We start from the raw sequence: 26,511 nt of genomic DNA on the forward strand, positions 1-26,511 counted from the left end.
ATTCTTTTAATTCTTCTGGTATATCCAAATAGTCACTTAATGTTAAAGGTCCTTTCCATTTCTTTGGCCCTGTATAAAAGACAATCATAACTTGAGAAACTAATCTTTTAAGTTTTTTGTTTTTTAATTATTTTAAATACTCCGTCATTTCATAGTTGCCACATCGTATCACCATGTTCTTATCGATCGTACTTTGGTGTTCGATACTGAAGATACAACAGACACCATAGACACCATCAACATCTGTTTTTACGACAATGTCCCTTTTTCTTTCAATGGACGGATAGTCCATTGAATAATTGTTTCTTATACAATAAAGGCCTGTCAACAAAATTGTTTTGTCAACAGGCTAAATACATATTTATTTTACAGGAACATATTCTTTTTTTATAAATTCTTTACTGTAACGATTACTTGTTAAATCTTGAATTGTATCAAAGAAAGACAAATCATCAATATAAAGACGATAAGTGACTTGTTCATCGTATTCTTTATTTATACAATCAATGTCATTTACTTTTAATAGATGCTCAAATTTTTTAGTAAAACTATAATCAAGAGAAACATCATAGACATCGATTAAATGTTTTTCAACAATATTAGCTTCTTTTAAAGCATCAGCCACAGCTTGACTATAGGCGCGTGTTAAACCTCCAGCTCCTAATTTAATGCCTCCAAAATATCTTGTAACAATTGCAATGATATTACTGAGTTCTTGTTTTTTTAAAACATTGAGCATTGGAAGACCTGCAGTACCTGATGGTTCTCCATCATCATTGGCTCTTTCTTTTGTACCTACAAGATAGGCAACACAATTATGTGTAGCATCTTTATATTTTTCTTTATAATAATCAATAGTTTCATTGATTTTTTCTTCATCATTTAAAGGAATGAGCGTACAAATAAACTCTGATTTTTTAATGACTAATGTGTGTTCAGTTATTTTTTCAATAGATTTCATTTTTTCACCTTCCGACTTTTATGATAACATAAAACTTTAAAAATAATCCATAATTTGTTATATTATATGAGGAAGAGGTGGAGAGTATGGAAAAAATTGCTATATTAGCGGATAGTGGATGTCAAATTCCTGTAGATTCAAGAGAAAATGAAGGAATATTTATTGCACCACTAACAATCACTATGGAAGGTAAAAGTTATTTAGATGATATTGAAATTCATAGTATAGATGTTTTTAAACGTATGGAAAAAGACGATATTATGGTGATGACTTCTCAACCATCAACAGGTTCACTGCAAGAAGCAGTTCAAAAAATCAAAGATCAAGGATATAGTCATGTTATTGGGTTACCTATCGCTACAGGACTTTCTTCAACCATGAATGGAATGAAGCTTGCGTGTGATATGTTAGAAATGCCAGTAACATTAGTGGATACAAAAGGAACAGCGAGTAATCAAAAATATCTTGTAGAAGTTGCAGCAAAACTTGCTCGTGAGGGAAAATCACCAGAAGAAATAAAAGATATTCTAGAAAAACTTGTAGAAGATTCAGCAACGATTATTATGGTTCCTAATTTAGAGCATTTAAAAAAGGGAGGACGTATTACTCCTGCTGTTGCAGCGTTAGCTGGGCTTTTAAAAATTGTACCAATTATGAAATTAAACTATAGTTTAGGTGGTAAAATTGATAGTTTTGGTAAAGTAAGAACGACTAAAAAAGCAAATTTAAAAATTATTGATCACATGGTCAATGAATGTAAGGTTAACAATAAGGATTATGTTTTTGCAATCGAACATGTTTTAAATGAAGAACTAGCATTAGAAATGAAACAAAAATTGATTGAACAAATTGGAGAATGTGAAATACTTGTAAGAGAATTACCAGCTGTAGTTGGAGCTCATATGGGTATTGGTGGTATCGGTTATCAGTATATTAGAAAATACGAAGAGTAATAAGGAGAAAAAGATGACACAAAGAGTAGATACGATAGAAACAGTTGTTGATGTTTTTAATATTGCGATGGATATACAGGAATTATATTTAAAACAAGGACCTTTTAAACAACTTTCGATGTCTGAAATGCATGTTTTAGAAGCTGTTGATAAAGAATCAAGTCCCTCAATGTCAGCTGTTGCGAATCATTTGAATGTAACACTTGGAACTCTTACGACAGCTGTTAAAAAAATTGTAGAAAAAGGTTTTCTTATTAAAGAAAAATCTACTCAAGATCAACGTATTTATTACTTAAGATTAACAGATCAAGGGAAAGAAGCTTTGAAAGTTCATGAACAATTTCATCATGAATTAGACTCTATTTATAGAAATCGTATTCCTGATGAAAGAGTAGAATGGTTTTTTTCAACATTAAGTGATATTTATAAAGATCTCGTTGTTTATCGAAATGAATTATTAAGAAGAAAAGATCAAAATAAGTAAAGTCAACATTACAAGTTGACTTTTTTGATGTTATAAAAAGATCGAATCATAAAATTCTATACATAATGAAAAGGAAATATCATAGCTTATAATAGGTGATAGAATGCTTTGTATACAAAAAAATAGAATTTTAATTAAACATTATCAGTTGATTATTACATTAGAATCAACGATTTTTGAATGTAAAATGAATCAACAAATTATTTCAATAAAAGGAAAAAATATTGAAATACGTTACTATAGTCAAGATGAAATTATGTTAATGGGTGAGTTTACATCAATTATATTTTCATGAATTTAGGCTATGATTATATTGTTATTGAAACAAATGATATTGTTTCATTTTTAAAAGAAACCAAAAAACATCAGCTCACACTTTTTCATTTACATCAACTTGATGCATTACGTTATTCATTTTACGTTCCTATTTATCAAAGATATATCACATCTTCTATGCATTTACCTATTCAAAAAAGTATAGGCCTACTTCATTATTTATTTCTTATCTTTAAATTTCCACAAATCATTTTTACACTTGCTTTTATAAGCACACTTTTTATTTTACCACATTATATTTATGACTATAAAATAACAGGCTCTCTTTCTATCGTGAACAATCAACTTCAAAAAGACCTCAATAAACAAATACAAATGATGCATCCTAAATTGACTTATCCTCAAATCAATAAACTTTATGATCATTTAAAAAGAAAATATCAAAGCAAAATTGATTATTTAAATGTTTATCAAAAGGGAAGTGTTTTACATGTTGAATATACACCCGCTAGTCATAATCAAAAGACGGTCTTAAAATATCAAGATTATATCGCTAAAAAAGATGGGGTTATTCGTCAATTGGATGTCAAACAAGGAAATGTTTTAGTTAAAGTGAATCAGTATGTAAAAAAAGGAGATGTTTTGATTTCACATCAAATTGAAGATACGAAACAACAAATAAAAATGATTCCTACTTTAGGAAGTGTAGAAGCTTATACTTATCAATATATAGAGGCTTCGTCATCAAATGTTAAAGATAAAGATATATTTGCGTATTTGCTTTTTAAAATAAGAAGTCAATTACCAAAGGATGTAAAAATTGACAGGGAAAAAGTACTATCATATGATATAATAGAGAAGAAATATGTATTAAAGATGCAATATGTTTTTATAGAGGATATTGCAATTAGGGAGGATTCATGAAAGAAATTGTTAAGTTAGAAGCTTATAACATTGAACAACTTGTTAATTTATCTGGAGTAAAAGATGAAAATTTAGAAGTTTTAGAAGATCATTTTCAAGTTGAAATTTCTTTAAGAGGAGATGAAATGTCAATTGTTGGAAGTCAACAACAAATTGAAAAAACTAAAAAAGTCATTTATTCTTTGTTAAAACTGATTGTTTCAGGGGTTTCTATTTCAAGAAGAGATGTTATTTATGCTCAAAAACTTGTAGAAAAAGATAAGTTGGATCAATTATCTGAACTTTATCATATAAAAATAGCTAGAACATATAATGGAAAACTTATTTATCCTAAAACATTAGGACAAAAGAGTTATTATTATGCTTTAAAAAATAATGATGTGGTTTTTGGAATAGGACCTGCGGGAACAGGAAAAACTTATTTAGCTGTTGTTTTTGCAGTAGCAGCTTTAAAAAATAATGAAGTTAAAAAAATAATTTTAACAAGACCAGCTGTTGAGGCAGGAGAAAATTTGGGATTTTTACCAGGAGATTTAAAAGAAAAAGTAGATCCTTATTTACGCCCTTTATATGATGCTTTATACGATATGTTAGGTGTTGAACAAACTGAAAAGCTTATGGAAAAAGGTGTTATTGAAATTGCACCTCTTGCTTATATGAGAGGTCGTACTTTAGAAGATGCTTATGTTATTTTAGATGAAGCGCAAAATACAACAGATAATCAAATGAAAATGTTTTTAACACGTTTAGGATTCAGATCAAAAATGATTGTAACAGGAGATATTTCACAAATCGATTTACCAAGAAATACAACTTCTGGACTTATTCGTGCATTAGATATTTTAGAAGGGGTCAAAGGAATTTCATTTATTCATTTATCAGCGATGGATGTCGTAAGACACCCTGTTGTTCAAAGAATAATAGAAAGATACGATGGGAATAATGAATAATATATTATTAATTGAAGATGATATGTCCATCAATAAGATACTTGCCTATGAACTTAGAAAAAAAGGTTATTTAGTAGATAGTTTATATGATGGAAAAGAGGCTGTTTCGAAGATTTTAGAAAATGATTATGATCTTGTTTTGATTGATTGGATGCTTCCATATAAAGATGGTGTCTCTATTATTAAAGAAGTAAGACAAAATGATTATGTTAAACCACTTATTTTATTAACGGCACGCAGTGAACAAGAAGATATTATTAAAGGATTAGAAGCAGGGGCAGATGATTATTTAACAAAACCATTTCAATCAGCAGTTTTAATAGCGCGAATTGAAGCTCATTTAAGAAGACATCATAAACATTTTTTAGATGAAATTAAATTTGAAGATGTTATGATGAATACTAAAAATCGAGAAGTGACAATTGATAATCATGTTATTGTTCTAACAAAAGTAGAATATGATTTATTAAAAATGTTTATGGAACATCCTAAAGAAGCTGTTTCTCGAGAAACTTTATTACAGTCTATATGGGGATTTCAATATGATGGAGATACACGTATTGTTGATGTTCATGTTTTTAAATTAAAAGGAAAGTTAAAAGAAAGTCGAGTTTCTTTTAAATCTGTAAGGGGAGTTGGATATAAGTTGGTGAAAAAAGATGACTAAAAGTTATTTGAAAGTTGTATTGATGGGAGTTGTTGCTTTATTACTTTGTTATTTTAATAAGGCTTACAGTCTTTATATCATGCTTCTTTTTATCTTTGTATGTGCAATCAATGCTTATCAATTAGAAAGTCATTATCAACGAATGGGACGTTTTTTTCAAAGAGAAAAGGATAATGAAATAAAGGAAGTAGAAATTGAAAATAAATATCATGAAAAGATATTAAGTCAATTGATTCGATCAATGAATTTACCGATGTTATTTATTGATAAAGAAGGGAAAATAGCTTTTACCAATCAAAGTTTTAGAAAAGGCTTTGAAATACCACATTTAAAAGGAAGATATTATAAAGATATATTTGTAGGTGAGATGCTTGATTTAGTAGATCAATGCTATGTTTTTGAAAGACCGTTATCGTCGGTTGTAAAAATACAGTCGAGATATTATCAAGTAGAATCTTCACCTGTTTTTTCTGATAAAGAACATCTTATTTTTGATGGAACGATTGTTTTATTTACAGACGTTTCTAAAATGAAAGAAATTGAAGATATGCAAAAACAATTTTTGTCAGATGTTTCTCATGAACTTAAAACACCGATGTCAGCTATTATTGGAAGTGTAGAAATATTAAAAAGGGATGGTTTAGATTCACCAGAAATATTTCAAGAGTTTATGGATATCTTGTTGAAAGAAAGTTATCGTATGCAAAATATCATTAATGATATTTTAGAATTATCACGATTAGATCAAACAAGAGTTAAATTGGATTTTAAAGAATTAGATGTCAAAGCTGTTGTTAAAGAAAGTATTGATTTATTTGAGCCAATGGCTAAAGAAAAACATATTTCTCTTATTTATCATAATAAAATAGAAAAACCTGTTATTTTAGATTATTCAACGGTTAAAACAATTTTAAGTAATTTTATTTCTAATGCAATTAAATACTCTAATGAGGGTGTTATTACAATTAAAACTAAAAAAGAAAATAATATGTTTGTTTTAAGTGTACAAGATGAAGGAATGGGTATACCTAAAAATAAGTTGAATTATATTTATGATCGTTTTTATCAAGTAGATAAATCAAGAAGTTCAAAGATATCAACGGGACTTGGTTTAAGTATTGTTAAAAAAATCGTCGAATTGAATCAAGGAACGATCGATGTTGAAAGTACTTTAGGGATAGGTTCGACTTTTACTGTCAAGTTGCCTATAAATCCCAAAGTTTCCCACAATGAGGATATAATTTAGACATATTTATTTTTTATGATAATAGCATCAAAAGGAGGAAATATTATGAACGAAGATAATAACAATAATTTTATATTAGTTGATGAAGATAAACCTAAAGAAAAGAAATGGAAAAAAATAGTAAAAATTTTATTAGTAGTTGCTATTGTCTGTTCCTTTGTAATGAATGGCTATGTTTTTTATAATATGATGTCATCATCGAATGATAGTACAACGACCGTTACAAATAAAGGAACTGTAAAACAAGTCAATTATGATGTTAAAACAGATACAACAAGTGTTGTAGAAAAGGCGAGTGATAGTGTTGTAGGAGTTGTTGTTTATAAAAATACAACAAATAATGCTTTTGGATTTGGTGATAATTCAAGTTCTTCGAGTGAAACACAATCTGGAAGTGGTAGTGGGGTCGTTTATGATCAAACTGGTAAATATACCTATATTATTACGAATCACCATGTTATTGATGGTGCAAACAAAGTACAAGTTGTATTTTCAAATAATGAATATGTAGATGCAGAAGTTGTAGGTAGTGATGAATATAGTGATGTCGCTATTTTGAGATGTCAACCAAGCTTTGATGTAAGTGTTATTGATTTAGGAGATTCTGATTTATTAGATAAAGGAGAAACAGTTTTAGCGATTGGTTCACCATTAGGAATTCAATATTCAGGAACTGTTACTCAAGGTATTGTTTCAGCAACAGATCGTACAGTTTCTGTTGATTTAAATGATGATAATGTTGATGATTGGGATATGAATGTTATCCAAACAGATGCAGCTATCAACCCAGGTAATAGTGGTGGAGCGCTTGTTAATATGAAAGGTGAACTTGTAGGTATTACGAACATGAAGTTCTCTGATGAAAGCGTTGAAGGTATGGGATTTGCGATTCCTATTAATGATGTTATTACAGTTGCAGAACAAATTCGTACAAATGGTAAAGTATCTCATCCAGTTATCGGTATTTCAGGTGTTTCTTTAAATGATTATTCTTCATATGAACTTCAAAGATATGGTGTTAAAGTATCTGTTGATGAAGGTATCTATGTTGTTAAAGTAACAAGTGATGGTGCTGCAAGTAAAGCTGGAATCCAACAAGGTGATGTTATTGTTAAATTAGATGGTAAAGATATTACTACTTATAAATCGTTCTTAACAGCACTTTACTCACATAAAGCAGGAGATAAAGTAAAAGTTGTTGTTAATCGTAGTGGCACAGAAAAAACAATTGAAGTTACGCTTCAAGAAAAATAGATATTGCTTAACGCAATATCTTTTTTTATAATTAATGTAGAATGATTGAAAGAGGAATTATATGAAAATAGGTATTTTTGATTCAGGAATAGGTGGCTTATCAGTATTATATGAAGCAATGCAACTTTTACCTCATGAACAATTTATATATTATGCTGATGAAAAACATGTTCCTTATGGGGAAAAAACAAGAGAAGAGATCATTGGCTATGTAGATGAAATTATTCAATTTATGATTGATCATGATTGTAAGGCCATTGTCATTGCTTGTAATACAGCAACCAGTGCAGCAGTTGCTTTGATGAGAAAAAAATATGATATTCCTATCATTGGAATGGAACCCGCAGTAAAAAAAGCAGTTGATTTATATGGAAATCAAAAGGTATTGGTGTGTGCGACACCAATTACAGTTAAAGGTAAAAAGATGTTGGACTTGGTAGAAAGAGTTGATAAAGATCATTTAGTTGATTTGGTTGCTTTACCAAAACTTGTCCGCTTTGCTGAAAAACAAGAGTTTAATAGTGATGAAGTACTTGCTTATTTAAAAGAGGCACTTTCGAAATTTGATTTTAAAGAGTATGGTTCTCTTGTTTTAGGATGTACACATTTTAATTATTTTAAAGATAGTTTTCATCAATTATTACCGCATGTCCATTTATTAGATGGTAATAGAGGAACAATTAATTATTTAATGAAAAATATTGAATTAGAAAATTTGGAAAGTTCTGTTGAATATTATTATTCTGCTAAAAGAGTAAGCGGTGAAGAATTAAAACGTATTGAACGCTATTTAGAACGTTTAAAAAATATGAAAGATATAGGTATATAATATGGTAAAAGCAATTTTTTTTGATATCGATGGAACACTTGTCAGTTTTAAAAATCATCAGATTCCTAAATCTACATTTGATGCTTTATATAAGTTAAAAGAAAAGGGAATCAAGCTTTTTATAGCAACAGGAAGAGGAAAAGATGGATTAGATGTTTTAAATGATTTTCCTTTTGATGGTTATATTACGTTAAATGGACAATATTGTTATACAAATAATCAAATTATTTATTCAAATACAATCAAAAAAGAAGATCTACAAGCTTTATTAGATTATTTAAAAGATCATCAAGTTCCTTGTGGCTTTACAGAAGAAAATACAAAATACTTCAACTATCGTGATGAGCGTGTTGATGCAATTCATGCTATTACTCATAATGATGATCATCCTGCCGGAGATTGTAGTCATGTCATTGATAAATCGATTTATCAAATTATGTGTTTTGTTGATGAAAATGAAGAAAAAGAAATCTTAAGTCATATGCCTCATTGTATTTCAGCAAGATGGCATCCAACTTTTTGTGATATTTCACCAATAGGTGGAACAAAACAGTTAGGAATTGATAAATTTTTAGAATATTATGGTCTTGATTTAAAAGATACGATGGCTTTTGGTGATGGGGGAAATGACATGCAAATGTTGCAACATGTCTCTCTTGCCGTAGCTATGGGAAATGCGGGAGATGAGTTAAAAAGCATTGCTGATTTTGTGACAAAAGATGTGGATGATGAAGGTATTGCCTATGCATTAAAACATTATGGTTTGATCTAGGAAGACTTGGCTAACAAGTCTTTTTTTATAAATGGATATTTTTTCATTATTTTTTTGAAAAAATAAAATTCAGTGATAAAGTAATAGTATAGATAGTAAAAAATAAATAGAGGTGATTTATATGCAAGTGTATTCAATTTTTTTAGATAAAGATGTTTATTTTTTTAATGGACCATGTTACTTGAATGGGATTCCATTTAAAAATTTGGCAGAATTTGTTAATGCATATTTAACATGTAATAAAGAAATAAATAACATCTATATAGCTGGGGCGTGTTATAGTTCATCAAAGGACACAGCAGAGAAAATAGTAAGCGCATGCTTTGGTACAGTAAGAAAATATAATATTGGGACTATAAGCGAATATACAAAAGGCGGAAGAAGTGCAGTTGATGATGCAATAAAAAAATATCAAACATCTATAAATTTGAATCCAAAGGATAAAAAAGACCATAGAAAGATGGTATATTTTTTAGTTGATGAAGAAGTTGTTGCAATTTTAATTGGTTCAAGTAATTTTTCTAAAAATACATACTTAACGAAATATTCATCAGAAGCAGATTTAATGTTGTTAAAATATGAAAAAGGGAATAGCAATGAAAAACTTGTTAAATCGTTAGAAAATGATATTCAAGCAAATCCAAATGGTTTGTTAGTATCAAAATCTCTTAGAACGGTTGATGCTTCTTTTTTACAAAAAATTTTTGAAGAAAATATGGGACAATTGAAGAAATAAATGAAAAAAAGTGAAAGATATATAAAAAAGATTAAATTATTTGTATTAGTAATCTTATGTTGTTTTATTATATTTAGTATGTTTCAAAAAAAGAATGATTATGTCAATATAAATATATTAAATAACATAAACATGAAAGTTCCAAATAGAGCTAATATGAATGAGTATAAAAGATTAAATGATAAAAAACCTGCTTTTTCAAAAATGAAATTATTAGATTTTATCAATATGACAAAGAATAACAAAGTAAAAAATGGAGTGTATTATATAGGAAATCCCACATGCTATAGTTGTCAAAATGTTGTTCCAATTCTTAATTATGTATTAAAAGAAAAGAAACTATATGCATATTACATAAATGTACATGATTCAAAATATAATGGCAAAGACAATTTAAATGATGAACTTAAATATTATTTAAGGAATTTTTTAGAAGATAAAACAGTAATGTATATACCTGTAGTTTTTATTATTGATAATAACAAAGTTGTAAAATATTGTGATAATATAGATCAAAGATTATTACAAGGAAAAATTACACAACAAACTTTAAATTCATATAGGGACATAGTAAGTATAAAAAATGATTAGAATAAAGCAAATATTTGATAAATGTAGAATTATAAATAAATATGTTTTATAATAGTTATACGTTTAAATATTAATAAAAAATGGGAGAGAAAATTATGCAATTAAAAAAAATAATTCCAGTATGTCTTGTCTTAGTAATGCTATGTGGATGTTCAAGTAGTTCTACAAGTTCTAAAAATGATAAAAAAGTAGATGATAATACAACTTCAACTTCTGAAACAGTAGATACTAAAGATTTAATTACTGTTAAGGGAACTATGAATGTTCCAGAAGATTTCAAAAGTTCTAATTTAGAAGGTACAACAATTGAGTATACTGTTGATAAAGAAGGATATGTTTATACACTTAATTTCCATAAAGTGAGTGGCGAAACACCTATTGATGGAGATAAAACAGCAGATGCTAATGATGGAAAAGTATACTACATAAGTGAATCTGAAATTCCTAATTGGAAAACAGAAAGAGAAAAAGAAGAAAAAATTTCTAAAAAAGGATATTCGGTTACTTTAACAATGGGAGACGAATTAACAAAAGAACAAGCTATGGCTGCAAACGGTGAAGAAACCGCATATTCTGCCATTTATGATTATTCTTTAGACTCATCTAAAGCAACCAACAAAACAATTAAGGATTGCGCTGATACATTAGATGTAAAAACTAAAAACAATAAAATTACAGAAAAATCTTTAAAGAAAATGTTAGAATATTATTATATGGTATACACAAACGAATAAGAAAAGATCTCTAAAGAGGCCTTTTCATTTGCAATCTTTTTTATAAAAATCTCTTATAACATAAAAAACAAACATTTTTAATAAAATTATAACTTTTTATTAATTTTTTTGTTTTTTCAAAACTCTATGATACAGTAATAGTGTAGAGGAGGAAATTTATGCTCCTCTTTTGTCTTTTTTAGAAAAAATTGATATATTAATGTATAGGAAGAACAGAAATGTGTGGCTAAATAACAAGGATGGTGTAAAAAAATAATCTTCGCTCATTGAGTAGCCACTTATTAAAATGTTATGGAAAAGAAATTATTAACTATGATGTGTGTTATGTTTTTATTAGCAACTGCAACTGGATGCTCATCAAACTTAGATAAATCAGATTCAAATTCTAAAAATCCAATTTCATCTATCTTTTCAAAAAAAGAAGATAAATACTCTGTAGAATCAATTGAAAAAAAGAATTTCAAAGAAGCTAAAAATATTCCAAAAGATGACGATTTTAATATTAATGCTGATAAATTAACAGGAGAATTTTGCCAAGATATTGCAGAAACCTATTATAATAAATACAATTGGTTGAATAATATTCCTAATGAACATTCATTAGATAGTACGCCTTCTGGAATCCAAATCATTAATGATTATTATAAAAATAAAGACCAGACAGGTGGGATGTATGATGATTTACCAGCTTGTGCAAAAGTTTCGTTTATTAAAATTAAAGAAACCCTATCTTATAAAGAAGCTAAAGATGAATATGATTATTTAAAAAAGAATATAAAAAAATATTTTGGAAATGTTTTAATAGACCATTCAGCCGAAAAAAATTGGCATCCTCAATATGATAATGGAACGGAAGTATTTGGAATAAGGTTGAGTAAAGCTAATTCAACTCATTATAAAATAGAAGACGGTGACTACCAATTAGAGTTATCATTTAGTTTGTATGCACTAACCCAAACTAATAAAAATTTAAATACTAAAAATATAAAAAACGGTTTCATCTGGTTAGGTCTAGATAAATTTTATAATTCAGAATACAAATGTATCGATGCTTACAAAATGAATTTCAACATTCCTTTTTCTGAAGCAATTGAAAAATCTGAACACTTAGACCTTGATAATGAAGACGAGGCTAAAGAATATGATGCTATGATCCAACGAATTGATACATTACCTATTATTTCTATTTCAAAAATGCTAAAGCAAAAAGAAGATACATATTTTTCGACTGGGAAATGCGTGTTGTTATAACCTGAAAATTAGTTAACAAAGTGAAAATAGTTGAATTAGAAATAAGACCTAACCTATTTATTCAACAAATGTAGAATAATAAATATATGTTTAAATATTAACAAAAACAGTTATGATACGGAAATAATTTTTTGATCCATTACATAACAAATAAAATTTTAAAAATTCAAATAATATATTAGAAGAAAAAAGGAGAAAAAGGATAATGAATTATGCATATAAAGATACAGGAAGAACAAAAATAATTTATGCTGATAGTTCTGATATTATAAAATATAAAGGTGTACGTTGTTATTGTAAAAATCCAAGCTGCAATGCAAAAATGTTTATACATAATCCTGAACACCCGAATTTTGCGTATTTTCAAGCATCGGGTAAACCATCTCATAATGGAAGTTGCGGGTCTATTTATAATCATTTTGATAATAGCAAATATGATGAAAAATTATTTAGTTTTCCAGAAGTGTTAATGAATTTAGAATCAAAACCGTCAGGTACAAAGCCAACTGGAAAATCTTCGCCAAAAAAAGGGAAAAGCACGAGTGGTGGAGAAAAAGCATTAAAAACTATTAAAGAAATATATAAAATGGCTACAAATACTCCACCAAATGACAGCTATAATGGAGTAAAAATAAAAAATATATTGGCAGATGTAAGAAGTTATTCAGATTATAAAGATGGTATTGATGGGTATCATCTAGTTGAATGTAATTTCTACTGCTTTGATAAAAAAGAAAAGACAATAATAATGAATTTTCCATTTTTACCTAATAATAAGTACTATTTGCGTTTATGTTTTAAAGATGAGGATTTATTTAAAAAAGAGTATAGTAGGTTTTATGATACGGGACATACAGGAATAATTGTTATATCTGGTTTATGGGAGAAAAAAGATGAAGAGTATAGAACAAAAACGATTAAGGCAGAATGTACAATCAAATCTGAAAAACAGATAGCAATTATAAAAAAGAAATAAGAAAAGAATAATAAAGAGTAACTAAATAATTCAGGGAACAATCATGATGATATGGTTGTTCTCATTTATTTTTGATTTGAAGACTACTAGTTTTGATTTTAAAATTAGATAGAATAGGTTTGTTTTTTTCTATTGGACTCAATTTTTTATAATTTCTTTTAAAGTCTTCAGTAGTTTTGTTATATTTCGCTAGATGGCATCACCTATGCATTAAAACATTATGGTTTGATAGACCTTTAAAAATAAGAAAAATTATTATATAATAAAGAAGCAATAAAATAATACTTCAGGGCAGAGTGAAATTCTCTACTGGCGGTAAACTCCGCGAGCTAAAGATGGCCGAACTGGTGAAATTCCAGTAGCAACAGTTATAGTCTGGATGAAAGAAGTGTTTTTTGTAATACTTTTATATACAAAAACGTACCTAGAAGATTATTTTAGGTGCGTTTTCTTTGTTAAAGGAGGTATATAAAATGAGTACAAAGAAAATAACAACAGTAGGGATGCTTTGTGCCATGGCAATGATCGTTAATGTATTTATTTCATTTCCAATTGTTCCAGCGGTATCTTTTTTAAGGTATGATCCCAAGGATATTTTAATTGTTATTGGGGGATTTATTTATGGACCAATGACATCATTATTAATGAGTTTTATTTGTTCAATTTTTGAAATCATGTTAAAGGGAGGCAATATTTTAGATGTCTTGATGAATATGGTTTCAACGTGTTCTTTTGCTTGTATGGCTGCTTTTGTATATAAAAAAGTACATAATCAAAAAGGAGCTATTTTAGGACTTGTTCTAGGTGTTATGTGTACAACAATATCTATGCTTATTTGGAATTATATCATTACACCTATTTATTATGGAATGCCAAGAAGTGCTATTGTACCAATGTTGCTTCCAGGAATATTACCTTTTAATTTAATTAAAGCAACGATGAATGCTGCCATTGTCTTTTTCTTATATAAACCAGTGGTTCAAATATTAAGAAGAAGTCATTTGGTTGAAAAATCAAATCGACAAGGAAGTGTTTATAAAGGTTATGTCTTTGTCGTAGGTGTTGTTTTAGTGACAATGATTTTATTTGTTTTAGGATATCAAGGAATTATATAGGGAGGAAATAAGATGGAATTTTTAGAAGCTAAAAAAATTATGGAACAAAAAATGGGAGATTGGAAAATTATGGCACTTGCCAGTTGCGAGGATAATTATCCGATGGTGAGAAATGTCAGTTGTCTTTTTTATAATGATAAAATCTATTTTAAGACAGATAAGAACTTTAGAAAGACACAGCAGTTGTTTAAAAATAATCGTGTTGCAATGTGTTTTAATGGGACACAAGTTGAAGGGATTGCTGTTAATAAAGGATTGGTCGTTGATGAACCAGGAAGAGTTTTTGAAAAGAAATATAAAGAGTATTTATGGCAAAGTTATAATGCTTATTCTCACGTTGATAGTGAAATTTTGATCGAAGTGACTCCTGAGTTTGTGGAAATTTGGGATGAAGATGAAGATCGAAAGGCTTTTCAATTGTTTATTGATTTTAAAAAGAAAACAGTTGAATATAAACCTTACGATTAAAGAAATCATATGATTTGATTTCTTTTTTTTGAAGTGCTAATATATATATGAAAAGAAAGTCTTCAGGGCAGGGTGAAATTCCCGACCGGTGGTGATAGTCCACGAGCAGATGCAGAAAAGGTGCAATTCCTTTACCGATAGTGAGAGTCTAGATGGAAGAAAGACATTTTTTTAGATAATGTTTTTAGTCATGGAGATTAGTATTTTCATGATATTTTTTATTTTAAAGGAGAACTATTATGGAAAGTACTAAGACACAAAAAATGGTTTTAGCAGCAATGCTGGCTGCACTTGGGATGATTTTAAATCTCATTGAGATTCCTTATCCCTTTGCTCCTTGGTTAAATCTTGATTTATCAGAAATTGTTGTTCTTGTAGCAATTTCTACTTTAGGATTTATACCAGCATTGTTTGTCTGTATTTGTAAATTTGTTGTTTCTATTTTGTTTAAAGGACCTGTAGGACCAATGGCTATTGGGCAAATTGCAGCATTGATTGCATCGTTATCAATTTGTGTAACATATTCATTGCTTGCTCGAAAAATTGATCCAGAAAAGAATTTAAAGAATTATTTTTTAGATATGGTTTTAACGATGCTTGTTTTTGCTTTTATTATGTTTGTCATCAATTATTTCTTTGTGACACCTACTTATTTAATGCAAAAACCGACATGGTATACAAATCTACCTTTTGCAGTTGATATTCAAGCATTTAATCAACAATATGGTTCAAATATTTCAATTCCGAAATTTTTATCTTTTTTATCACCTTATGGACAAGCTATTTTTATTATTTATTTTCCTTTTAATTTTATTAAAGGAATTATTACAGGAATTGTTTATTATCTTGTAAGACCGGTTGAAAAAAGATTTAAAAGTAAATATATTAAAGAAGCTTAGGCTTCTTTTATTTTTTTATAGTGATTATTATGTTATAATGGCGAGGGATGGTGGGAAAATGACGTATTCAAGAGTAAAAAAATACCAAGAATTAAGAGATGGACTTAAGGAAGAAGTTGGCATTTCTAAAGAAAAGTATGTAGAACCAGTTCAAAATGATGGTGACGATGATGATTTTTTGTCATTTATGAAAAAGGATAAAGAAGAAAAAGAAGTAAATTTAGAAGATACTTTAACAGAAACTAAAACATTTGAACAAATGAGAGAAGAAGGTTCAGCTGAACTTGATAAAGCTCTTAAAAGTGCGAAAGAAAGTGTTGGTAAACAAGATCAATATAATACAAGAATGGATATTTTAAGTAAAATTAGAGAACCTGAAAAAAATACAATTAAGATAGATTCAGTTGAAAGCTATGCCACACAAGAATTTGCTAAAGGAATGTTTGTAAATAATAAAGTTGAAGAAGAGCCAAAAGAAAAAATGACTTTTATGGAAAAATTAGCTGCGATGTCACCAGAAGAAGATGTGAAAAAAGCAGAAGAATTTTTACAACAAGAATCTGAAGAAGTAGAAGAAAAACAAGCTGAAAAAATAACAGAAACGAAAGAAATCGTTGAAACGATAGAAGAAAATCCAGTAGAAGATATTGAAGAAAATGATACTTTTATTGAAGATGAAGAAGAGATTATTGAAAATAAAGGTGAAAGTAAAGTTGTTAAAGTTATGAATGTCATTATTGTTATTTTAGTCATTATTTTCATTGCTTTACTTGGAGTTATCTTATATCAAAGTTTTTTTTAACTAAGGAAGACCTTAGTTTTTTTAGGAGGGTGTTTATTTTATGAAGAAAAAAATTTCAATTGCAATAGATGGGCCTAGTGCTGCAGGAAAAAGTACAATTGCAAAAATGGTTGCTAAAAAGGAAAATTTCATTTATATTGATACGGGTGCAATGTATCGATCTGTTGCATTTTATTGTATAAAAAATCACATTGACTTAAATGATGAACAAGCTGTTGAACAAGCAATTTCAAATATTCAAATACGTCTTACAGCTGATAATAAAGTTTATTTAAATAATGAAGATGTTAGCCTTCAAATTAGAACAGATGAAGTTTCACTTGGAGCTAGCTGTGTTTCTAAATATCAAGCGGTAAGAACATTTTTAGTTGATGAGCAAAGAAAAATGGCTGAAACTGGGAATGTTATTTTGGATGGAAGAGATATTGGAACAGTTGTTTTACCACATGCAGATTTAAAAATTTATCAAATAGCAAGTGTAGAAACACGTGCGAAGAGACGTTATTTAGAAAATAAAGAAAGAGGCTTAGAGGCTGATTTAGAAACAATCAAAAAAGAAATTGAACAAAGAGATTATCAAGATATGCATCGTGCTATTTCGCCACTTAAAAAAGCGGATGATGCAATTGAACTTGATACGTCGAATATGACGTTAGAAGAAGTTGTTGATCAAGTGTTAACTTTAATTAATAAAACAAGGGAGGAATAATATGGCAGGTGTAGTTGCAATTGTTGGTCGTGCTAATGTTGGAAAATCAACAATCTTTAACCGTATGGTTGGAGAAAGAATTTCAATTGTTGAAGATGTTGCAGGTGTAACAAGAGACCGTATCTATGCTAAAGCTTCATGGCTTACAAAAGAGTTTAGTGTAATTGATACAGGAGGTATTGAATTAGAAAATGCTTCTTTTACAACACAAATTAAAATGCAAGCAGAAATTGCAATTGAAGAAGCAGATGTTATTGTATTTGTTGTTAATGGTCGAGAAGGTATTACTAAAGAAGATGAGTATGTAGCACGTCTTTTACAAAAATCAAGAAAACCAATTATTTTAGTTGTTAATAAAATTGATGATAATCAATTTAGAGATTATATATATGAATTTTATGCATTAGGTGTTGGTGATCCTATTCCTGTTTCTGGTTCACATGGGATTGGAATTGGAGATTTATTAGATCAAATTATTAATCAATTAGATTTACAAGATGAAGAAACTAATGAAGATGAAATCAGTTTTTCAATTATTGGAAGACCAAATGTTGGTAAATCATCTCTTACAAATGCTATTTTAGGGGAAGAACGTGTTATTGTTTCTAATATTGAAGGAACAACACGTGATGCCATTGATACACCTTTTGTGAAAGATGGACAAAAATATCGTGTTGTAGATACAGCGGGAATGAGAAAAAAAGGTAAAGTTTATGAAAATATTGAAAAATATTCAATTTTAAGAGCTTTGACATCAATTGAAAAAAGTGATGTTATTCTTGTTGTTATTGATGGTGAAACAGGAATTAGAGAACAAGATAAGCATGTTGCTGGATATGCCCATGAAGCAGGTAAAGGCGTTGTCATTGTTTATAATAAGTGGGACCTAGTTGATAAAGATGAAAAAACAATGCAAAAGAAACAAAAAGAAATCTATGAACAATTTAAATATTTAGATTATGCACGTATTGTTTTTACTTCAGCTAAAACAGGTCAAAGAGTGGATCAAATTTTCCCATTAATTCAAGAATCTTATGAAAATTCAAGAAAACGAGTGCAAACGAGCGTTTTAAATGATGTTTTAGTGGATGCACAATTAATGAATCCAACAACGACATTTAATGGTGGAAGATTAAAAATCTTCTATGCTAATCAAGTAGCAGTTTGCCCACCGACATTTGTTTTATTTTCAAATGATCCACAATATTTACACTTTAGTTATAAACGTTACTTAGAAAATAGATTAAGAGAAGCATTTGGGTTTGAAGGAACACCAATTCATATCATTTGTAGAAAAAGAGACTAAGTCTCTTTTTTTAACATTTATTTATTTTTTTCATAGTATATAGTGGTGATATTATGAAAGATAAAGATTTACTTGTAGATCGTGTATCTAAAAAAACAAATGTGAAAAAAGAAGATATTTTTAAATTAGCAAACGATTTACAAAAGAAAGATTTGAATAATGAAAAAGATATGAGAGATTTTATTCAAACGGTTGCAAAAGTAACAAATCAATCTTTAGATCAAAGAAAGATTGATAAATTGATTAAAATTATGCAAAATAAAGATGTTTTAAATGATGTTGAAAAAATGATTTAAAATAGTGTTGATTTAGTTAAAGTTTTTGTTATAATGGAGAAGAACTTCATTAAAAAGTGAAAAATGTTGTTTTAGGCCATTTTTAGATTGACTTATGATGTGAGTTTCTATATAATAGATTTTGCGGTTATGGAAAGGTGATTAATATGAAGTATAGTTTGCAGTGGATTATTAAACACAAAGGAACATTTGATTTTGAAGAAGAAATAACTTTTCCATGTGAAATGTTTGAAAAGTATGCCCATATTAACGGCCTTAAAGACGTCATCGTCTCAGGTACCGGGAATCTTGATACAAGAGATAAACGATTATATGTTGATTTAAATATTAAGGGAACAATGATTCTTCCGTGTGCGTTAACGTTGGAAGATGTTGATTATCCATTTGATATCGATTCGACGGAAGTATTTTCATTTGAAAAGCCTGATCCGCTTGAAGACGTTCATGAAGCAAAGAAAGATGTTGTTGATTTTACGCCTGTCGTATTTTCAAATATCATGTTAGAAGTGCCCATGAGGGTCGTAAAAGATGATGCTAACATCAAGGAATCAGGTAAGGGTTGGAAGATACTCGATGGTCAAGAGGATAATGATGAAGAATACATTGATCCAAGGTTAGCAAAATTGAAAGATTATTTTAAACAATAGGAGGATATAAAGATGGCAGTACCATTTAGAAGAGTTTCTAGTACAAGAAGAAATAAAAGAAGAACACATGATAAATTATCTGCACCAACTTTAGTTGTATGTCCAGAATGTGGAGAATACAAAATGTCTCATAGAGTTTGTAAACATTGTGGAACTTACAAAGGTGTAAAAGTAAAATAAGAAGATCACCCAAAGGGTGATTTTTTTTTACCTTTTTTTAGTTCACAAGAAATGTGAACTTCTATATTTTATTCACATCTATTTATTGAACAAGTGATTTAAAAAGTATATAATGGTGGTATAAAGTGGTAAAAGTGAATATAAAAGTGGTAAAAAGTGGGTGATAGTGATGTTCATGGGTGAATTTAAGCATTCAATTGATGCAAAAGGACGCTTGACGATTCCATCTAAAATTAGGAATCAATGTCAAGGTTCTGTTTATGTTGCCCGTGGATTTGATGGATGCCTTGCTTTTTATACAAAAGAAGAATGGGATCCGTTTTGTGCGAAACTCCTTTCTTTACCTTCTAATAAAAAAGAAGTTCGAAAAGCGATTCGTTTTACCATTTCAAGTGCATGTGAGTGCGAATTTGATAAATTAGGAAGAATTAACATTCCTACAAATTTACGCACTTTAGCACACTTAGAAAAAGAATGTGTCATTATTGGGGCAGGAAACCATGGTGAAATATGGTCGCAAGAAAAATGGAATCAATACTATAATGACAATCAAGATAGTTATGATGATATTTTAGAATCTTTAGATGATTTTAGTTTATAGGAGGATTTTGAATGTTCAACCATGTTACAGTTTTATTAAATGAAGCAGTTGAAGGATTGAATATCAAACCAGATGGTATCTATGTAGACTGTACACTTGGAGGAGCTGGTCATTCAAGTTTGATTTTAAAACAGTTAACAACCGGCCATTTATATTGTTTTGATCAAGATATTCATGCGATTGAAGCTGCAAGAGAAAGGTTGGAGAAAATTGGTAATCAATTTACAATTATCCAATCCAATTTTAAAAATTTAAAAAGTGAACTCCATCTTCGTGGTGTAGAACATGTAGATGGAATTTTATTTGATTTGGGTGTTTCATCACCTCAATTTGATGATGGGGCTCGAGGTTTTAGTTATAACTATGATGCTCGATTAGATATGAGAATGAACCAAGAGGCATCTTTGGATGCACATTATATTGTTAATCATTATAGTTATGAACAACTTGTAGAAATTTTATATAAATATGCAGATGAAAAATTTGCAAAACAAATTGCTCGAAAAATTGAAAAGGAAAGAGAAGTACATCCTATTGATACAACTTTTCAACTTGTAGATATTATTAAAGAAGCAATTCCTGCTTATGCTAGAAGAAAAGGCGGACATCCAGCAAAACGTACTTTTCAAGCACTTCGAATTGCGGTTAATGATGAATTAAATGTTTTTGATATTGCTTTAAAAGATGCATTGGATCTTTTAAATTTAAATGGAAGAATCTCGGTTATTACTTTCCATAGTTTAGAAGATAAAATATGTAAATATACATTTAATGAAGTTTCAAAATTAAAAGATGTTCCTAAAGGATTACCAGTTATTCCTTTAGAAATGCAACCTAAATTTAAATTGGTTAATAGAAAACCGATTATAGCGTCGGATGATGAATTGACTCATAATCATCGTGCACATTCAGCTAAATTGAGAGTTATAGAGAGGGTTATTTTATGAAAAAGAGAAAGACAGGATTTGAATCTTTTGCACAAGTGTTTTTAATTGTAACAATTGTTGTTTTTGTTTTTGGAATTATTATGGTTAAATCAGTTGAATCTTCATATAATAGAACCATTCAAAAATTACAAAATGAAATAGACACACTTGAATCAGATATAGATAGTTTACAAATGCAAAAACAAGAATTAGTTTCATTCAATCGTGTTGCTGAAGTTGCAACTTCTAAAGGATATACTTATCAAAATGATGCAACAGCATCAACAACAGGAGCTCAGCAATAATGAAGAAATACAAAAGTGCAAAGATAACGGGTATTATTTTTGCAGTTCTTATTTTTTCATTGGTAGTTAATATTTTATACTTGGGGGCAACGGGAAAACACTTGATCAGTGAAGAGAACATTGCCTCTTTTGCGAAAAATAGAAGTAAGAAAGAAGTTGTTGAATATGCTCAAAGAGGGCAAATTTATACAAGTGACCATGAAAAAGTAGCTGTTAATGTTAAAAAGTATAAAATTATTTTGGTACTTTCATCTCAAAGAACAGGCTATGGTAAAAATCTTGCTTATGTTAAAGATGTTAATAAAACAGCTAGTCAACTAGGTCCTATTTTAGGAATAGATGTCAATGAATTAACATCTAAATTACAAACAGCAAAGGATGAAGGACGTTATCAAATTGAACTTGGGACAAAAGGAAATAATTTATCAGCGTCAGTAAAAAAACAAATAGAAGATTGTAATCTTACGGGAATAGAGTTTGTAGAGTCTAATTCGAGATATTATCCATTGGGTGATTTTTGTAGCTATGTTGTAGGGTATGCAAAAAGTTATAATGATCAAAGTGTTAAGAAAATGGTTGGAGAAATGGGACTTGAACTTTCTTATGATAAACAATTAAAAGGTAAAAATGGTTATAAGGTTTATCAAACAGACGCTAATGGATATGCTTTAGTAGATGGAACTTTAAGAGAGAAAGATCCAACCAATGGAAATGATCTTTATTTAACGATTGATAGTGGTCTTCAAAGAAATTTAGATTATTTGATGTCTAATGCTTATAGTGAAAGTGGTGCTGAAGTTGTGACTGCTGGAGTGATGGAAATTAAAACAGGAAAGATTCTAGCAATGTCAACCTATCCATCTTTTAATCCTAATGAAAGAAATATATCAACATTCAATAATTATTTTTTAGAAGGAACAATTGAATGTGGATCTGTTTTTAAACCATTTATTTATGCTGATTCTATTGAAGAAGGTAAATATGATCATAATGCTTATTATAATTCAGGAAGTTATAATGTTTATTATGGAAATAAATTAGTAGCCACAATTAAAGATCATAATGGTGGTCAAGGTTGGGGTACAATTACTTATGATCAAGGATTGTATCATTCAAGTAACGTAGCTATTTGTAATTTATTGGATCAAGGTTATGTTACAAAAGATGTTTTAACAGAGAAATTAAATGATTTAGGCTTTTTCCAAGGTGATACAATGGATGGACTTACATGTTCATCATCAATCAATGCTTATACAAGAAAAAATGCTGGAAGACTTGAATATTTAACGACAGGATTTGGTCAAGGTTCTACGGTCACTCCTTATCAACTTTTAAAAGCATATAGTGTTTTTGGAAATGATGGGAAAACGGTTCAACCACATATTGTAGATAAAGTTGTCAATCCTGAAACAAATAAAGTTGTCTATCAAGCAACACCGAAATATTCAAAACAAATCTTTTCAACAAATACAATCAGTCAAGTAAAAGATTTAATGTTAGGTGTTATTGAAGATGAACAAGGTACAGGGAAGACTTATCGTTTGGATAATGATGTTCGTATGATTGGTAAAACAGGGACAGGACAAGTTGTTGAAAATGGTGGTTATAGTACAACTTTATATATGCATTCATTTGTAGGGATTGCTCCTTATGATGATCCTCAAGTCGTGATGTTTTTAACTTTTAAATCAGGAGATTCATATGCTCAATATATGCCAAATATTGTTAAACAAACAATGAATGAAGCACTTCAAGTAGTAAATCGCTATAATGCTAAAAATACGACAGCAGTTGATCAAAGCTGTACTTTAGATTCCTATACAAATCAATCTGTTAATTATGTAAAATCTAAATTAGAATCAAAATCATTAAGTGTTCAAATTATCGGTAATGGAAGTTCTGTTATTGAACAATATCCACTTGCTAAAAGCAAAGTGACAAGTGGTGATAAAGTATTTATCAAAACAGAAGGAAAAGATATAACACTTCCTAATTTAATAGGATGGTCTAAAAAAGAAGTACAAACTTATGCTTCGCTTGCTGGTATTCAATTAACGATTGATGGCACAAGTGGACATGTAACTGCTCAAAGTGTTGGCGAGAATACAGTTGTTCATAGCGGTGATAGTTTAACAGTAGCAATATCTTAAAAGAGGAATGATTCCTCTTTTTTTTCATAGTTTATAATGGTGAGATTTATGTTGTTTCAACAATCTGTTAATAAGATCAAAATCATTAAAATGTGTATTTATCTCATTGTTTTGGCGCTTATTTTTAAAGTGGGGTATATTCAAATCATTGATCGTAAAAATATTTATGATAAAGCATTAGAGTCTTGGCAAAGGTCTTTTCCTGTACAAGCTAATAGAGGGAAAATATATGATCGAAGTGAAAATGTACTGGCAACAGATCTTACAACGGCTTCTTTGGTTGTTGTACCGAGTCAAATAAAGGATCAAGCAACAACAGCTTTAGAATTAAGTAAAATTTTAAATTTAGATGTCAATGTTTTAAAAGAAAAATTAAATAAAAAGGTGTCGATTCAAAGAATTTCTCCAGAAGGAAGACAACTTGATAATCAAGTTGCAAGTAAAATACAAAGATTGCATTTATCAGGTGTTTATTTGATTAAAGATACAAAAAGATATTATCCGGGAAATAATTATTTAAGTCATTGTTTGGGTTTTGTTGGAATTGATAATCAAGGATTATTAGGATTGGAGTTAGAATATGATTCGTTTTTAAAAGGAAAAAACGGTTCGATTGATTATTATATGGATGCTAAAAGTCATAATTTAAAAATGTATCCAAGTCATTATACGTATAGTCAAAGTGGAATGAATATCACTTTGACCATAGATAAAAGAGTTCAAGATGTCATTGAAAGAGAATTATCAAATGCTTATGATACGTATCATCCAGATGGTATTTGGGCACTAGCGATGAATCCTAAAAATGGAGAGATTTTAGGAATCGCCAGTTATCCTAACTTTAATCCTAATGATTATCAAAATGAGGATAAAGATATTTATAATCAAAATATTCCTATTTGGAAAACTTATGAACCAGGATCAACCTTTAAAATCATAACTTTTTCAAGTGCTTTAAATGAAAATTTATTTGATATGGATAAAGATACTTATTATGATAAAGGGTATGAATATGTTTCAGGCGCAAGAATCAAATCATGGAAAAAAGGAGGGCATGGCTTGCAGACTTTTAGAGAAGTTTTACAAAATTCATCCAATCCAGGATTTGTAGAAATTGGTAGGAGATTAGGAAAAAAGAGATTGTATCAATATGTTCAAAATTTTGGCTTAACTGAAAAAACGGGAATTGATTTACCTGGAGAATCATGTGGGATTATGTTTGATTATAAAAACTTTCATGAACTTGAACAAGCGACCGTTGCTTTTGGACAAGGCATATCTGTAACGCCCTTACAATTGGTAACTGCTATTTGTGCTTGTGTCAATGGTGGCTATTTGTTACAACCGCATATTTTAAAAGAAATCAGTAACAGTTCAAATAATGAAATTGTTGAACAAGTTAAAAAGAAAGTAAAAAGACAGGTTATTAAAGAAGAAACATCTAAAAAAGTAAGAGATGCGCTAGAAAGTGTCGTGACTGATGGTGGAGGTAGAAATGCTTATATAGATGGTTATCGTATTGGTGGTAAAACAGGAACGGCGCAAAAGGCGGTTAATGGAAGCTATGTTGGAAGTGGTTATATTCTCTCTTTTGTTGGCGTTGCTCCTATTGATGATCCACAAATTGTTTTGTATGTAGCAATGGATAATCCTAAAAACTGTATTCAATATGGTGGAACAACAGTTGCTCCTATCGCTAGAAAGATGTTTGTTGATATTTTACCTGCTTTAAATGTCAAAAAGGTAAAATCTCAAAGACAAAAATCATATTCTATAATGGATAAAAGAACAATCAAAGTAGAAAATTATATTGGTAAAAAAAGAAGTGAAGTTCAAAATATTTCTTTACGCTTTACTTTTGTTGGTAAAGGAAATAAGGTCATTGATCAATTGCCAAGAAAAGGTGAGTATGTTGAAGAAGGAGATACGATTGTTATTATGTTAGGGGAATAATATGTTTTGAGATTTGTAGATTCATATGATGATATGGGATATAATTTAAATATAAAATAACAAGTGTAAAGGAATTTAGGTGATAGTAACGAATTATGATAAATTTCCAAAAATAAATATAAGTGGATATGAAAATGAAGCTTGTACAGGCAAAACAGAAATAAAAAATATTTAGAAAATCTAGGACAAGAAGAAAATTATTGTTTAACTGTAGATTGTTATCCTGGCGTCGATGACGAAATCTTTGATTTAATTAAAGAAATTTATAAACCTGATTTCGTGATTAAAAGTGAAGATGTATTTTATGAAAAAGATGAGCTTAATAAAATGATGAACCCTTTTTTAACAGAAAATCGTGTAAGAGGAGTCATGTATTATAGAAAGATGGATGATTTTATTGATGACATAAAATTGGCTCAATATCAATCACTTGCTAGTCATAAAGGTAGAGTTTTGGTTTATGGTGTTGGAGCGAGTTACATTCATAAAGGTGATACTTTGATTTATTGTGATCTTGCTCGTTGGGAAATTCAATTGAGATATTGAAAAG

At 29.1% G+C, this 26,511-nt stretch carries 31 protein-coding genes and 2 riboswitches; of the genes, 30 read left to right on the top strand and 1 reads right to left on the bottom strand.

All coding sequences use genetic code 11. The features are described from left to right. Positions 1-361: 361 nt before the first annotated feature. Positions 362-961 (bottom strand): YigZ family protein, encoded by a 600-nt coding sequence (locus OCV55_RS00455; RefSeq protein WP_032090574.1) that lies wholly within the window; start codon positions 959-961, stop codon positions 362-364. 86 nt (positions 962-1,047) lie between these two features. Between OCV55_RS00455 and OCV55_RS00460 the strand changes: the two genes are divergently transcribed. The 30 genes from OCV55_RS00460 (at position 1,048) to OCV55_RS00605 (ending at position 26,507) form a co-directional block, all read left to right on the top strand. Further along, the gene (locus OCV55_RS00460; RefSeq protein WP_032090573.1) at positions 1,048-1,914 is read left to right on the top strand and encodes a DegV family protein; all 867 of its coding nucleotides are present in this window, start codon (positions 1,048-1,050) and stop codon (positions 1,912-1,914) included. Positions 1,915-1,927: 13 nt separating this feature from the next. Further along, entirely contained in the window at positions 1,928-2,398 is a 471-nt protein-coding gene (locus OCV55_RS00465; protein WP_147579489.1) for a MarR family winged helix-turn-helix transcriptional regulator, read from the top strand. Between the two features lie 103 nt (positions 2,399-2,501). Further along, entirely contained in the window at positions 2,502-2,693 is a 192-nt protein-coding gene (locus tag OCV55_RS00470; RefSeq protein WP_022002966.1) for a YabP/YqfC family sporulation protein, read from the top strand. Next, the gene (locus tag OCV55_RS00475; protein ID WP_147579490.1) at positions 2,690-3,598 is read left to right on the top strand and encodes a sporulation protein YqfD; all 909 of its coding nucleotides are present in this window, start codon (positions 2,690-2,692) and stop codon (positions 3,596-3,598) included. The genes OCV55_RS00470 and OCV55_RS00475 overlap by 4 nt, the downstream gene beginning before the upstream one ends. After that, positions 3,595-4,548, top strand: coding sequence for a PhoH family protein (locus tag OCV55_RS00480; RefSeq protein ID WP_022002964.1), 954 nt, complete (start codon positions 3,595-3,597; stop codon positions 4,546-4,548). The genes OCV55_RS00475 and OCV55_RS00480 overlap by 4 nt, the downstream gene beginning before the upstream one ends. Then, a complete protein-coding gene (locus OCV55_RS00485) occupies positions 4,541-5,215 on the top strand; it encodes a response regulator transcription factor (protein WP_147579491.1) in 675 nt (224 codons plus the stop codon). Before OCV55_RS00480 ends, OCV55_RS00485 begins: the two co-directional genes overlap by 8 nt. Continuing rightward, positions 5,208-6,461, top strand: coding sequence for a sensor histidine kinase (locus OCV55_RS00490; protein WP_147579492.1), 1,254 nt, complete (start codon positions 5,208-5,210; stop codon positions 6,459-6,461). Before OCV55_RS00485 ends, OCV55_RS00490 begins: the two co-directional genes overlap by 8 nt. A 45-nt stretch (positions 6,462-6,506) precedes the next feature. Beyond that, positions 6,507-7,715, top strand: a complete 1,209-nt coding sequence (locus OCV55_RS00495) for a S1C family serine protease (protein ID WP_052010913.1) — start codon at positions 6,507-6,509, stop codon at positions 7,713-7,715. A 61-nt stretch (positions 7,716-7,776) separates the two neighbouring features. Further along, positions 7,777-8,544 (top strand): glutamate racemase, encoded by a 768-nt coding sequence (gene murI / locus OCV55_RS00500; protein WP_022002960.1) that lies wholly within the window; start codon positions 7,777-7,779, stop codon positions 8,542-8,544. A 1-nt stretch (position 8,545) separates the two neighbouring features. Beyond that, on the top strand, positions 8,546-9,316 hold the full coding sequence (locus tag OCV55_RS00505) for a Cof-type HAD-IIB family hydrolase (RefSeq protein ID WP_147579493.1): 771 nt from the start codon (positions 8,546-8,548) through the stop codon (positions 9,314-9,316). A 121-nt stretch (positions 9,317-9,437) separates the two neighbouring features. After that, positions 9,438-10,052: a hypothetical protein gene (locus tag OCV55_RS00510; protein ID WP_107028877.1), complete on the top strand. Its 615-nt coding sequence runs from the start codon at positions 9,438-9,440 to the stop codon at positions 10,050-10,052. Next, a complete protein-coding gene (locus OCV55_RS00515) occupies positions 10,053-10,643 on the top strand; it encodes a thioredoxin domain-containing protein (RefSeq protein ID WP_147579494.1) in 591 nt (196 codons plus the stop codon). It abuts the gene before it with no gap. A 95-nt stretch (positions 10,644-10,738) separates the two neighbouring features. Then, entirely contained in the window at positions 10,739-11,377 is a 639-nt protein-coding gene (locus OCV55_RS00520) for a hypothetical protein (RefSeq protein ID WP_147579495.1), read from the top strand. 324 nt (positions 11,378-11,701) lie between these two features. Continuing rightward, entirely contained in the window at positions 11,702-12,628 is a 927-nt protein-coding gene (locus OCV55_RS00525; RefSeq protein WP_147579496.1) for a hypothetical protein, read from the top strand. Positions 12,629-12,833: 205 nt separating this feature from the next. Further along, a complete protein-coding gene (locus tag OCV55_RS00530; protein ID WP_107028881.1) occupies positions 12,834-13,604 on the top strand; it encodes a hypothetical protein in 771 nt (256 codons plus the stop codon). Between the two features lie 278 nt (positions 13,605-13,882). After that, positions 13,883-13,999, top strand: a riboswitch (FMN riboswitch). 78 nt (positions 14,000-14,077) lie between these two features. Then, positions 14,078-14,719 carry an ECF transporter S component gene (locus OCV55_RS00535; RefSeq protein WP_147579497.1) on the top strand — a complete coding sequence of 214 codons (642 nt, stop codon included), beginning with the start codon at positions 14,078-14,080 and terminating at the stop codon, positions 14,717-14,719. Between the two features lie 12 nt (positions 14,720-14,731). After that, positions 14,732-15,187, top strand: coding sequence for a pyridoxamine 5'-phosphate oxidase family protein (locus tag OCV55_RS00540; RefSeq protein WP_147579498.1), 456 nt, complete (start codon positions 14,732-14,734; stop codon positions 15,185-15,187). A gap of 54 nt (positions 15,188-15,241) precedes the next feature. After that, a riboswitch (FMN riboswitch) is annotated at positions 15,242-15,356 on the top strand. A gap of 70 nt (positions 15,357-15,426) precedes the next feature. Then, on the top strand, positions 15,427-16,086 hold the full coding sequence (locus tag OCV55_RS00545; RefSeq protein ID WP_022002956.1) for an ECF transporter S component: 660 nt from the start codon (positions 15,427-15,429) through the stop codon (positions 16,084-16,086). Positions 16,087-16,144: 58 nt separating this feature from the next. Next, positions 16,145-16,888 carry a hypothetical protein gene (locus OCV55_RS00550; protein WP_032090565.1) on the top strand — a complete coding sequence of 248 codons (744 nt, stop codon included), beginning with the start codon at positions 16,145-16,147 and terminating at the stop codon, positions 16,886-16,888. 40 nt (positions 16,889-16,928) lie between these two features. Further along, on the top strand, positions 16,929-17,597 hold the full coding sequence (gene cmk / locus OCV55_RS00555; RefSeq protein WP_147579499.1) for a (d)CMP kinase: 669 nt from the start codon (positions 16,929-16,931) through the stop codon (positions 17,595-17,597). A 1-nt stretch (position 17,598) separates the two neighbouring features. Continuing rightward, positions 17,599-18,903: a ribosome biogenesis GTPase Der gene (gene der, locus OCV55_RS00560; RefSeq protein WP_022002953.1), complete on the top strand. Its 1,305-nt coding sequence runs from the start codon at positions 17,599-17,601 to the stop codon at positions 18,901-18,903. Between the two features lie 53 nt (positions 18,904-18,956). Then, a complete protein-coding gene (locus OCV55_RS00565) occupies positions 18,957-19,199 on the top strand; it encodes a stage VI sporulation protein F (protein ID WP_117346626.1) in 243 nt (80 codons plus the stop codon). A 146-nt stretch (positions 19,200-19,345) separates the two neighbouring features. Then, entirely contained in the window at positions 19,346-19,846 is a 501-nt protein-coding gene (locus OCV55_RS00570) for a YceD family protein (protein WP_022002951.1), read from the top strand. Positions 19,847-19,858: 12 nt separating this feature from the next. Further along, positions 19,859-20,026, top strand: coding sequence for a 50S ribosomal protein L32 (gene rpmF / locus OCV55_RS00575; protein ID WP_022002950.1), 168 nt, complete (start codon positions 19,859-19,861; stop codon positions 20,024-20,026). A 175-nt stretch (positions 20,027-20,201) separates the two neighbouring features. Next, the gene (gene mraZ, locus OCV55_RS00580; RefSeq protein WP_022002949.1) at positions 20,202-20,627 is read left to right on the top strand and encodes a division/cell wall cluster transcriptional repressor MraZ; all 426 of its coding nucleotides are present in this window, start codon (positions 20,202-20,204) and stop codon (positions 20,625-20,627) included. 11 nt (positions 20,628-20,638) lie between these two features. Next, positions 20,639-21,574, top strand: coding sequence for a 16S rRNA (cytosine(1402)-N(4))-methyltransferase RsmH (gene rsmH, locus OCV55_RS00585; protein WP_032090541.1), 936 nt, complete (start codon positions 20,639-20,641; stop codon positions 21,572-21,574). Next, positions 21,571-21,858, top strand: a complete 288-nt coding sequence (locus OCV55_RS00590) for a hypothetical protein (RefSeq protein WP_022002947.1) — start codon at positions 21,571-21,573, stop codon at positions 21,856-21,858. Before rsmH ends, OCV55_RS00590 begins: the two co-directional genes overlap by 4 nt. Continuing rightward, on the top strand, positions 21,858-24,008 hold the full coding sequence (locus OCV55_RS00595; RefSeq protein WP_032090540.1) for a penicillin-binding protein: 2,151 nt from the start codon (positions 21,858-21,860) through the stop codon (positions 24,006-24,008). Before OCV55_RS00590 ends, OCV55_RS00595 begins: the two co-directional genes overlap by 1 nt. Before the next feature lie 48 nt (positions 24,009-24,056). Continuing rightward, positions 24,057-25,961 carry a penicillin-binding transpeptidase domain-containing protein gene (locus OCV55_RS00600; RefSeq protein ID WP_147579500.1) on the top strand — a complete coding sequence of 635 codons (1,905 nt, stop codon included), beginning with the start codon at positions 24,057-24,059 and terminating at the stop codon, positions 25,959-25,961. A gap of 141 nt (positions 25,962-26,102) precedes the next feature. After that, positions 26,103-26,507, top strand: a complete 405-nt coding sequence (locus tag OCV55_RS00605) for a hypothetical protein (protein WP_267309748.1) — start codon at positions 26,103-26,105, stop codon at positions 26,505-26,507. Positions 26,508-26,511: the final 4 nt, after the last annotated feature.

The organism is [Clostridium] ammoniilyticum (assembly GCF_025566905.1).
GTDB classification, from domain to species: Bacteria; Bacillota_I; Bacilli_A; order Erysipelotrichales; family Coprobacillaceae; genus Faecalibacillus; species Faecalibacillus intestinalis.

Coding starts and splice junctions, on each gene's coding strand:
- OCV55_RS00455 (WP_032090574.1), bottom strand. CDS start 961: ATGAAATCTATTGAAAAAATAACTGAACACACATTAGTCATTAAAAAA.
- OCV55_RS00460 (WP_032090573.1), top strand. CDS start 1,048: ATGGAAAAAATTGCTATATTAGCGGATAGTGGATGTCAAATTCCTGTA.
- OCV55_RS00465 (WP_147579489.1), top strand. CDS start 1,928: ATGACACAAAGAGTAGATACGATAGAAACAGTTGTTGATGTTTTTAAT.
- OCV55_RS00470 (WP_022002966.1), top strand. CDS start 2,502: ATGCTTTGTATACAAAAAAATAGAATTTTAATTAAACATTATCAGTTG.
- OCV55_RS00475 (WP_147579490.1), top strand. CDS start 2,690: ATGAATTTAGGCTATGATTATATTGTTATTGAAACAAATGATATTGTT.
- OCV55_RS00480 (WP_022002964.1), top strand. CDS start 3,595: ATGAAAGAAATTGTTAAGTTAGAAGCTTATAACATTGAACAACTTGTT.
- OCV55_RS00485 (WP_147579491.1), top strand. CDS start 4,541: ATGAATAATATATTATTAATTGAAGATGATATGTCCATCAATAAGATA.
- OCV55_RS00490 (WP_147579492.1), top strand. CDS start 5,208: ATGACTAAAAGTTATTTGAAAGTTGTATTGATGGGAGTTGTTGCTTTA.
- OCV55_RS00495 (WP_052010913.1), top strand. CDS start 6,507: ATGAACGAAGATAATAACAATAATTTTATATTAGTTGATGAAGATAAA.
- murI (WP_022002960.1), top strand. CDS start 7,777: ATGAAAATAGGTATTTTTGATTCAGGAATAGGTGGCTTATCAGTATTA.
- OCV55_RS00505 (WP_147579493.1), top strand. CDS start 8,546: ATGGTAAAAGCAATTTTTTTTGATATCGATGGAACACTTGTCAGTTTT.
- OCV55_RS00510 (WP_107028877.1), top strand. CDS start 9,438: ATGCAAGTGTATTCAATTTTTTTAGATAAAGATGTTTATTTTTTTAAT.
- OCV55_RS00515 (WP_147579494.1), top strand. CDS start 10,053: ATGAAAAAAAGTGAAAGATATATAAAAAAGATTAAATTATTTGTATTA.
- OCV55_RS00520 (WP_147579495.1), top strand. CDS start 10,739: ATGCAATTAAAAAAAATAATTCCAGTATGTCTTGTCTTAGTAATGCTA.
- OCV55_RS00525 (WP_147579496.1), top strand. CDS start 11,702: ATGTTTTTATTAGCAACTGCAACTGGATGCTCATCAAACTTAGATAAA.
- OCV55_RS00530 (WP_107028881.1), top strand. CDS start 12,834: ATGAATTATGCATATAAAGATACAGGAAGAACAAAAATAATTTATGCT.
- OCV55_RS00535 (WP_147579497.1), top strand. CDS start 14,078: ATGAGTACAAAGAAAATAACAACAGTAGGGATGCTTTGTGCCATGGCA.
- OCV55_RS00540 (WP_147579498.1), top strand. CDS start 14,732: ATGGAATTTTTAGAAGCTAAAAAAATTATGGAACAAAAAATGGGAGAT.
- OCV55_RS00545 (WP_022002956.1), top strand. CDS start 15,427: ATGGAAAGTACTAAGACACAAAAAATGGTTTTAGCAGCAATGCTGGCT.
- OCV55_RS00550 (WP_032090565.1), top strand. CDS start 16,145: ATGACGTATTCAAGAGTAAAAAAATACCAAGAATTAAGAGATGGACTT.
- cmk (WP_147579499.1), top strand. CDS start 16,929: ATGAAGAAAAAAATTTCAATTGCAATAGATGGGCCTAGTGCTGCAGGA.
- der (WP_022002953.1), top strand. CDS start 17,599: ATGGCAGGTGTAGTTGCAATTGTTGGTCGTGCTAATGTTGGAAAATCA.
- OCV55_RS00565 (WP_117346626.1), top strand. CDS start 18,957: ATGAAAGATAAAGATTTACTTGTAGATCGTGTATCTAAAAAAACAAAT.
- OCV55_RS00570 (WP_022002951.1), top strand. CDS start 19,346: ATGAAGTATAGTTTGCAGTGGATTATTAAACACAAAGGAACATTTGAT.
- rpmF (WP_022002950.1), top strand. CDS start 19,859: ATGGCAGTACCATTTAGAAGAGTTTCTAGTACAAGAAGAAATAAAAGA.
- mraZ (WP_022002949.1), top strand. CDS start 20,202: ATGGGTGAATTTAAGCATTCAATTGATGCAAAAGGACGCTTGACGATT.
- rsmH (WP_032090541.1), top strand. CDS start 20,639: ATGTTCAACCATGTTACAGTTTTATTAAATGAAGCAGTTGAAGGATTG.
- OCV55_RS00590 (WP_022002947.1), top strand. CDS start 21,571: ATGAAAAAGAGAAAGACAGGATTTGAATCTTTTGCACAAGTGTTTTTA.
- OCV55_RS00595 (WP_032090540.1), top strand. CDS start 21,858: ATGAAGAAATACAAAAGTGCAAAGATAACGGGTATTATTTTTGCAGTT.
- OCV55_RS00600 (WP_147579500.1), top strand. CDS start 24,057: ATGTTGTTTCAACAATCTGTTAATAAGATCAAAATCATTAAAATGTGT.